The 8,274-nt window shown below is 74.3% G+C and carries 9 protein-coding genes; 6 read left to right on the forward strand and 3 right to left on the reverse strand.

Features of this window, described 5'->3' with window-relative positions; translation table 11 throughout:
* Window positions 1-27 precede the first annotated feature (27 nt).
* Together pspAA and G5C65_RS26040 are read right to left on the reverse strand one after the other, a co-directional pair.
* On the reverse strand, window positions 28-306 hold the full coding sequence (pspAA, locus tag G5C65_RS26035) for a PspA-associated protein PspAA (protein WP_165301375.1): 279 nt from the start codon (window positions 304-306) through the stop codon (window positions 28-30).
* A 94-nt stretch (window positions 307-400) separates the two neighbouring features.
* A complete protein-coding gene (locus G5C65_RS26040) occupies window positions 401-1,216 on the reverse strand; it encodes a PspA/IM30 family protein (RefSeq protein ID WP_165301376.1) in 816 nt (271 codons plus the stop codon).
* A 332-nt stretch (window positions 1,217-1,548) separates the two neighbouring features.
* On the opposite strand from G5C65_RS26040, the gene G5C65_RS26045 reads away from it, so the two are divergent.
* Window positions 1,549-2,145 (forward strand): DUF3043 domain-containing protein, encoded by a 597-nt coding sequence (locus G5C65_RS26045; RefSeq protein WP_165301377.1) that lies wholly within the window; start codon window positions 1,549-1,551, stop codon window positions 2,143-2,145.
* Window positions 2,142-2,819 carry a class I SAM-dependent methyltransferase gene (locus G5C65_RS26050; RefSeq protein ID WP_165301383.1) on the forward strand — a complete coding sequence of 226 codons (678 nt, stop codon included), beginning with the start codon at window positions 2,142-2,144 and terminating at the stop codon, window positions 2,817-2,819. The genes G5C65_RS26045 and G5C65_RS26050 overlap by 4 nt, the downstream gene beginning before the upstream one ends.
* Window positions 2,820-2,838: 19 nt before the next feature.
* On the opposite strand, the gene G5C65_RS26055 is transcribed toward G5C65_RS26050, so the two are convergent.
* On the reverse strand, window positions 2,839-3,057 hold the full coding sequence (locus G5C65_RS26055) for a hypothetical protein (RefSeq protein ID WP_165301378.1): 219 nt from the start codon (window positions 3,055-3,057) through the stop codon (window positions 2,839-2,841).
* 155 nt (window positions 3,058-3,212) lie between these two features.
* On the opposite strand from G5C65_RS26055, the gene G5C65_RS26060 reads away from it, so the two are divergent.
* The 4 genes from G5C65_RS26060 to G5C65_RS26075 all read left to right on the forward strand — a co-directional run bounded on the left by G5C65_RS26060 (window position 3,213) and on the right by G5C65_RS26075 (window position 8,039).
* Complete coding sequence (locus tag G5C65_RS26060) at window positions 3,213-4,415, forward strand: bifunctional adenosylcobinamide kinase/adenosylcobinamide-phosphate guanylyltransferase (RefSeq protein ID WP_165301379.1); 1,203 nt, start codon at window positions 3,213-3,215, stop codon at window positions 4,413-4,415.
* Between the two features lie 87 nt (window positions 4,416-4,502).
* On the forward strand, window positions 4,503-5,627 hold the full coding sequence (locus tag G5C65_RS26065) for a nicotinate-nucleotide--dimethylbenzimidazole phosphoribosyltransferase (RefSeq protein WP_165301380.1): 1,125 nt from the start codon (window positions 4,503-4,505) through the stop codon (window positions 5,625-5,627).
* A 52-nt stretch (window positions 5,628-5,679) separates the two neighbouring features.
* Window positions 5,680-7,428, forward strand: coding sequence for a phosphatidylglycerol lysyltransferase domain-containing protein (locus tag G5C65_RS26070; protein ID WP_165301381.1), 1,749 nt, complete (start codon window positions 5,680-5,682; stop codon window positions 7,426-7,428).
* On the forward strand, window positions 7,425-8,039 hold the full coding sequence (locus G5C65_RS26075) for a hypothetical protein (protein WP_165301382.1): 615 nt from the start codon (window positions 7,425-7,427) through the stop codon (window positions 8,037-8,039). The genes G5C65_RS26070 and G5C65_RS26075 overlap by 4 nt, the downstream gene beginning before the upstream one ends.
* Window positions 8,040-8,274 lie beyond the last annotated feature (235 nt).

Raw genomic sequence — 8,274 nt, forward strand, 5'->3', positions numbered from 1 at the left:
GGCGGGCAGTCGGAGAGGCGGGCGGGGTCAGCTGGGGATGAGCCCGTCGTCCCCGAGCATCTCGCGTACTTCTTCGAGGGTGGCGTCCTCGGCCGGGAGAATCAGCTCGGAGGGCTCCAGCGCGTCGTCGGGCAGCGGGGCGCCCATCCGGCGCACGGCGTCGAGAAGCTGGCTCAGGGTGCGGCGGAAGCCCTCGCTGTCGCCGTTCTCCATCTCCTCCAGCAGCTCGTCGTCCAGCTTGTTCAGCTCAGCGAAGTGGCTGTCCTCCAGCCTCACCTGGCCTTCACCCATGATCCTGACAATCATGGCGCTCTCCTTACGGGCGGTGCACACGGCAGTGCGGGTTTCACGCGGCGGTCACGCGATACGGTGCGCGCACGGCCGGACGGCCGTGCGCGGCTCACTTCTCGAACTTAGGCGTGTCCTGCGACTGCGGTACCTCCGACTGGGCCGACTGGCCCTGTGCGCCGCTCCCCTCGATGGCCTGCTGCCCGCTGCCGGCGCCCGTGGTGCCGCCCGCGAGCTCGGCCTTCATCCGCTGCAGCTCCAGCTCGACGTCCGTGCCGCCGGACAGCCGGTCCAGCTCCGCCGTGATGTCGTCCTTGGCCATGCCCGACTGGTCGTCGAGCGCGCCGGAGGCGAGCAGCTCGTCGATGGCGCCGGAGCGCGCCTGCAGCTGCTGCGTCTTGTCCTCGGCCCGCTGGATCGCCATGCCGACGTCGCCCATCTCCTCGGAGATGCCGGAGAACGCCTCGCCGATCCTGGTCTGCGCCTGGGCCGCGGTGTACGTCGCCTTGATGGTCTCCTTCTTGGTGCGGAAGGCGTCCACCTTGGCCTGGAGGCGCTGGGCGGCGAGGGTCAGCTTCTCCTCCTCGCCCTGGAGCGTCTGGTGCTGCCCCTCCAGGTCGGTGACCTGCTGCTGGAGGGCGGCACGGCGGGAGAGCGCCTCGCGCGCCAGGTCCTCCCGGCCGAGCGCCAGCGCCTTCTTGCCCTGCTCCTCCAGCTTGGAGGACTGCCCCTGCAACTGGCTGAGCTGGAGTTCGAGGCGCTTACGGGAGGTCGCGACGTCGGCCACCCCGCGGCGGACCTTCTGCAGCAGCTCCAGCTGCTTCTGGTACGAGTAGTCAAGCGTCTCGCGCGGGTCCTCGGCCCGGTCCAGGGCCTTGTTGGCCTTCGCGCGGAAGATCATCCCCATACGCTTCATGACACCGCTCATGGGCCTCGCGCGCCCCCTTCGTAACGGACTCAAGCCTCAGCCTCGGCACATCTACAGACCCCACAGTACGGCGCCCGGTTGCCCGCTGTCTCTGGCTGGTTCCGTCCGGAGACATATCACCGCCGCCTGTGGCCAGTCGCCGTGTCCGGCCGGGCACGGCTCCACACTCGTCGTGTTCGTCGCTTTCGAGCCTACCGACTGCGCGGGCGCACCGGCTCCTGCTCGGGGAGGAGCGGCCCGGACGCCGGGCTACTCCGCGAGCAGGAGCCCGTTGCGGGATCGTGCCCCCGGCGGGCTGGGGGCACCCCTCAGACACGCCGTACCCTTGAGGCGTGTTCCGAAGCCGTTCCAAAGCCGGACAGGCCGTTGTTCCCGAGCTGAGCGACGCCGAGTCCGCCACGATCCCCGACCCCGAGGCGCCCAAGGGGCGCCCCACTCCCAAGCGCAGCGAGGCGCAGACGCAGCGTCGCTCCCTCACCAAGCCTCCGGCCAACCGCAAGGAGGCCGCGCGCCGGAAGCGCGAGGCCCGCCGGGTCGACATGGCCCGGCAGCGCGAGGCCCTGGCGAACGGTGACGAGCGCGCCATGCCCGCGCGCGACCGGGGGCCGGTACGGCGCTTCGCCCGCGACTTCGTGGACTCCCGCTGGTGCGTGGCCGAGTTCTTCCTGCCGATGGCCGTGGTCATCCTGGTGCTGAGCATGCTGCCGTCGCTGCAGCTGAAGAACATCTCGCTGCTGCTGTGGCTGGCCGTCATCCTGATGATCATCGTGGACTCGGTGGGGATCACGATCCGGCTCAAGAAGCAGCTGCGCGAGCGCTACCCCGACGAGCCCAAGCGCGGCGCCGTCGCCTACGCCCTGATGCGCACCCTCCAGCTGCGCCGTATGCGCCTGCCCAAGCCGCAGGTGGCGCGCGGCGCCCGGCCCTGATCCGGGAGGAGCTGGTCGCCCGGCAGCTCGACGAGCAGATCGTCGCTCGCTTCGAGGTGGGGCGGCGGCTCCGGGTGCTGGACGTCGGCCTGGGCGAGGGCACCCAGGCGCTCCGGCTGGCCCGCGCCGGCCACCAGGTGACCGGCCTCGAAGCCGACCCCGCGCTGCTGGACGTGGTGCGCGCGGCGCTGGAGGAGGAGCCCGAGGGGATACGGGAGCGGTTCCGCGTCGTCCCGGGCACCGGCCAGGACACCGGCGCGCACTTTCTGCCCGGCACCTTCGACGTGGTGCTGTGCCACGGGGTGCTGATGGAGTCCCGGGACCCGGACAGCACCCTGGCCGGGCTGGCGCGGGTGCTGGACGCCGGCGGCCTGCTCTCGCTGGTGGTGCGGAACGAGTCGGCGCGCGCCATGCGCCCCGGCCTCGCCGGGGACTGGGAGGCGGCCCTGGGCGCCTTCAGCGCGGGTGACCGCGCCTTCCGGCTCGACGCGCTGAGCACGGTGCTGCAGCGGATCGGCACCCCGCTGGAGCGGTGGTACGGCGTCGACGTCTTCGCCGCGCGCACGGCCACAGCGGAGGACGAGCGGGTGCTCGCGGCGGAGGAGCTGGCCGGACGCGAGGACCCGTACCGCTCGGTCGCGGCCCTCCTCCACCTGTTCGGAGTACGCGGCTGAGGGGGCGCCCCGCGCGGCCTCAGCCCTCGGCTTCCTCGTCCGCGTGCAGGCTCATCGGGCCGTAGACGGTGCTGCCGTCCTCCAGCAGGGTCACCTGGTCGACGCCCTCGTCCAGCAGCCCCTTCCACTCCTCGCCGATCCACGACTCGGCGTCCCCCTGGGTGGAGAACTCCTCTGCCTGGACGGCCGGTTCCACCGCGCTCCCGTCGCTCTTCTCGAACCGCCACGTCCACGCCATCAGTGCCTCCCGAGATCGGCCGTTGCTGCCGGAAGCGTACGTCGCGGGCTCCGGGCTTGTCCCCCGGCTTGTCCTCCGGCTTGTCCTCCGGCTTGTCCTCCGGGCGGACGCAGCCCCTGTGCGCGCGAGCCCGCGGGCCACGAGACGATCGGGGAGTGGAACTCACTCTGCTAGGCACCGGTGCGCCCGCCGGACTCCCCCGCGCCGACTGTCCCTGCGCCCACTGCGCCACCGCGACCGGCGAGGAGGCGCGCGCCGCGACGGCGCTGCTCCTCGACGGCACGCTGCTGCTGGACCTCACCCCCGGGCCCGCGTTCGCCGCCGCGCGGGCCGGGCAGTCGCTGAGCGCGGTACGGCAGGTGTTCCTCTCGCATCCGCACGACGGCCCGGCGCTGGAGGTCCCGGCCGGGCTCCCGCAGCCCGTACGGGTCCCGGACCGGCAGGAGCTGGCCCTGATCAGCGGACACCGGGTGCGGGCGCTGTCCCTGGACTCCCCCGGCACGGGCTACGCGGTCACCGGGCCCGGCGGCGAGCGGCTGCTCTACCTGCCGCCCGGCGCGGCGCCCGCCGGCACCGGCGGGGACGGGGAGGGCCCGGCGTACGACATGGTGCTGCTGGACGTGCTGGGCCGCCCCGACGCGCTGGCCCGGCTGCGCGCGGACGGCACGGTGGGCCCGACGACGGACGTGCTGGCCGTGCACCTGGACCACGCTGTGCCGCCGGGCCGCGAGCTGCACCGGCGGCTGGCGGCGCTGGGCGCGCGGGCCGAGCCGGACGGCAGCACGCTGACCGTCGGCGCGTACCACGCGGTGCCGGACGTCCCGCGCCGCACGCTGGTGCTGGGCGGCGCGCGCTCGGGCAAGTCGGCGGAGGCGGAGCGGCGGCTCGCGGCGTTCCCCGGCGTCGTGTACGTCGCGACCAGCGGGACCCGCGCCGACGACGCCGAGTGGGGCAAGCGGGTCGCGGCCCACCGGGAGCGGCGGCCCGCGTCCTGGCGTACCGAGGAGACCTGCGACCTGGTCCCGCTGCTGGCCGAGGACGGGCCGCCGCTGCTGATCGACTGCCTGTCGCTGTGGCTGACGCGGGCCATGGACGACGTGCGGGCCTGGGACGACTCGCTGTGGGACCGGGGAGGCGAGCGGGAGCTCGCCGAACGGGTCGGCTCGCTGGTCGCCGCGGTACGGAGCACCCGGCGGCGGGTGGTCGCGGTCAGCAACGAGGTGGGCTCGGGGATCGTCCCGGCCACGCCCTCGGGCCGCCGGTACCGCGATGAACTGGGCCGCCTCAATTCCGCGTTCGCGGCGGAGTGCGAGCACGTGCTGTGGACGGTGGCCGGGGTACCGCACCCCTTGCGGTGAGGGCGACCGGTCGGCGGCGCTCCGCCGCACACGGGCAAGGCCGGGTCGACGGCACGCCGTCGGGCTCGTGCCGTAATCTTCGGGCGCATGAGCGAGCGGGCTTTGGACCTGGATGGATTCTCCGACCTCATCGAGCGCCCTCACGGCGGCCTCCGCCGGGAGGCCGAGGAGCGGCGGGCCCGTACGGGCCTGCCGGAGGGCGCGCTGGGGAAGCTGGACGAGCTGGGCGAATGGCTGAGCGCGGCACAGTCCCGGGTGCCGGTGCAGCCGGTCTCACGGCCCCGGCTGGTGGTGTTCGCGGGCGACCACGGGGTCGCCGAGCTGGGGGTGTCGAGCCGGCCGGCCGGCGCCGGCGCCGCGCTGGTGCGGGAGGCGCTGGACGGCCGCTCCCCGGCCGCCGTGCTCGCGCGCCGCTTCGACGTACCGGTCCGCGTGGTCGACATGTCGCTGGACTGCGCGCTGGACGAGCTGCCCGCCGAGGTGACCCGGCACCGGGTGCGCCGCTCCTCGGGCCGCCTCGACGTGGCGGACGCGCTCACCCCGCAGGAGGCCGAGGAGGCGTTCCGGGCCGGCATGGCGGTCGCGGACGAGGAGGCCGACGCGGGCACCGACCTCGTCGTGCTCGGCGACCTCAGCGTCGGCGGCACCACGGCCGCCGGCACGCTGATCGCCGCGCTCTGCGGCACCGACGCGTCCGTGGTGACCGGGCGCGGCGGGGGCGGCATCGACGACCTGGCCTGGATGCGCAAGTGCGCGGCGATCCGCGACGGGCTGCGCCGGGCCCGCCCCGTGCTGGGCGACCAGCTGGAGCTGCTCGCCACGGTCGGCGGCGCCGACCTGACCGCGATCACCGGCTTCCTGCTGCAGTCGGCGGTGCGGCGCACCCCCGTCCTGCTGGACGGCGTGGTGTCGGCCGCCTGCGCGCTGGTCGGGCAGCGGGTGGCGTTCCGGGCGCCGGACTGGTGGCTGGCGGGGCAGGCGTCCGGCGAGCCCGCGCAGGGCAAGGCGCTGGACCGGCTGGCGATGGACCCGCTGCTGGAGCAGGATGTCGCGGTGGGCGGCGGCACGGGGGCGCTGCTGGCCCTCCCGCTGGTGCGGGCCGCCGCCGCGCTCGCGGCCGAACTGCCGGTGGCGGACGGCGGGCAACCCGGCGAGGGGCCGGACGCGTCTTCTGACGACGGCCCCGGTGCGGACGCGTACGACGCCACCTGACCAGCGCCGACCCACCGGTAACCAGGTCCGATACGTCGCATATCCTCCGCGCATGGGAGAAAATGCAGACGCGGCGCGTGGGCGTCCCTGGCGGCGCCACTCCGCCGCGTTCGTCGTCTGGTACCTGCGCGTGGCGACCGGCGTCAATCTGCTGGGCGCCGTGTGGATCTCGTTCGGCCAGGACCTGAAGCGGCACGACGACGGCGATTTCTTCACCCCGCACCTGGTCGCCGCGGGGTTCACCGGGGCGCTGTTCGTGGGGGTGCTCGCGGTGACCATGCGGCGCCGCAAGCGGGCCGCCTGGATCCTCAACCTGGTGCTGGGCGTGCTGGTGCTGGGCCTGTACACGGCGGTGATGGCGGCGCTGCCCGAGTTCCGCGGGCACGCCTTCAACTGGCTCTCGTACGGCTTCACCGTGCTGTTCGCCCTCGCGCTGCTCGCGGGCGCCCGGGAGTTCCAGGCCAAGGGCGACCGCTCGAACCCCAAGCTGGCCGCCGCCGTGGCCGCCGTCGGACTGCTGGTGGGGGCCGCGCTGGCGACCCTGCTGGTGACGGTCACCAACGAGTCCCCCGTCGAGGAGCGCTCCGACTTCGCCGGCCGCCTGGGCTACGCGGTGTCCCGGCTGGTCTTCATCCGCGGCTCGGACGAGACGTACGAGGGCGTCGCCATCCCGCACTGGGTGGACGTCACCATCAACGTGATGGCGGCCGTGCTGCTGCTCCTCGTCCTGCTGGCCGCCTTCCGCTCCCGGCGCGCGAGGGACCCCATGAGCGCCGGCGACGAGGAGCGGCTGCGCGCCCTGCTCGACCGGCACGGCGAGCGCGACTCGCTCGGCTACTTCGCGCTGCGCCGCGACAAGAGCGTCATCTGGTCCCCCACCGGCAAGGCCGCGATCACCTACCGGGTGGCCGGCGGGGTGTCGCTGGCCTCCGCCGACCCGATCGGGGACCCCGAGGCATGGCCGGGCGCCATCGACGCCTGGCTCACCGAGGCGGGCGAGCACGCCTGGGTCCCGGCGGTGATGGGCGCCGGCGAGACCGCGGGCACCATCTACGCGCGGCACGGCCTCCAGGCCCTCGAACTCGGTGACGAGGCCATCGTCGAGACGGCCGACTTCACCCTGGAGGGCCGCGCGATGCGGACCGTGCGCCAGGCGTACAACCGGGTGCGGCGCGCGGGGTACACCGTCCGCATCCGGCGGCACGCGGACATCCCGCCCGAGGAGATGACCCGGCTGATCGCGCTCGCCGACACCTGGCGGGACGGCGAGACCGAGCGCGGCTTCTCCATGGCGCTGGGCCGCCTCGGCGACCCGGCCGACGGGCAGTGCGTGATGCTGGAGTGCGCGGACGCCGACGGCGAGCCGCACGCCCTGCTCTCCTTCGTGCCCTGGGGCCGGGACGGGCTCTCGCTGGACCTGATGCGGCGGGACCGGCACTCGGAGAACGGACTGATGGAGTTCATGGTGCTGGAGCTGATCCAGCGCGCCCACGCCGAGGTGGGGGTCGTGCAGATCTCCCTCAACTTCGCGATGTTCCGCTCGGTCTTCGAGCGCGGCGGGCGGCTCGGCGCCGGGCCGGTGCTGCGGCTGTGGCGCTCGGTGCTGAGCTTCTTCTCCCGGTGGTGGCAGATCGAGTCGCTGTACCGCGCCAACGCGAAGTACCGGCCGATGTGGGAGCCGCGGTTCATCCTGTTCGCCAAGAGCAGCGAGCTGCCCAGGATCGGCATCGCGAGCGCGCGGGCCGAGGGCTTCCTGGAGATCCCGGGCTTCACCGGCGGCCGGCTGGGCTCCGGCCGGTGAGGGACCTGTGGGCCGCCGTACGGGGCGGCCTGCGCACCGGCAACCCGGCCGGCGCGCTCCGGCTCACGCTGGTGTGCGTCTGTCTGACGGGGGCGCTGCAGGCGTGGCAGAGCTCCGGCCCGGACGGGATGCGCTGGGTGACCCGGCTCGGCGGGGTGACGGCCGACCAGCCCTGGTGGCTCGCCCTGCTGCGGACGCCGCTGTCGCTGTTCGTCGCGGCGCCGAACCTGCCGGTGTGGGGCGCGCTGGTGCAGCTCCTCGTGGTCTTCGGCGTCGCCGAGCTGACGGTGGGGCGGCGCTGGACGCTGGGGATCGCGCTCGCGGCCACCCTCGCCGCTTCCTGGTACGCGCGGCTCGGCGTCGCGCTCGGGCCGGATGTGCCGGTGCTCGGGCTTCCGGCGGCGGAGGGGGCCGTACGGGACACCGGTCCTTCGGCGGCGGTGGCGGCGGTGGCGGTGTTCGTGGCGTACCGCTACCGGGCGTGGGTGCTGTGCGGGCTGGTGAGCGCGGGGATGCTGGTGGAGGCGGTGGCCAAGCCGAATCTCGCGGGCAAGGAGCATGTGGTTGCCGTGGGCGTCGCGTTGGTGGTGGCCGCCAGTCTTCGCCGCTGAGCTCTCTCGGGCCGCCTTCGCGTGTGCCGGGTGCTGTGCGTGCGCGACAGCAGGTGCTTCCTGGCCGGTCGCGCAGTTCCCCGCGCCCCTGAAGCGCCCCTGCGGGGCGCCAGGGCGCGCCCCGCAGGGGCGCGGGGAACTGCGCGAGCAACGACAACCGCAGCCGCGGACTGCGACGCACCGGCAGGGGCAGCCCCTGCCCAGCACGATCCGCCGGACACGGCCTAGCCTGGCC

This window comes from Streptomyces boncukensis (genome assembly GCF_011045075.1).
GTDB lineage: Bacteria > Actinomycetota > Actinomycetes > Streptomycetales > Streptomycetaceae > Streptomyces > Streptomyces boncukensis.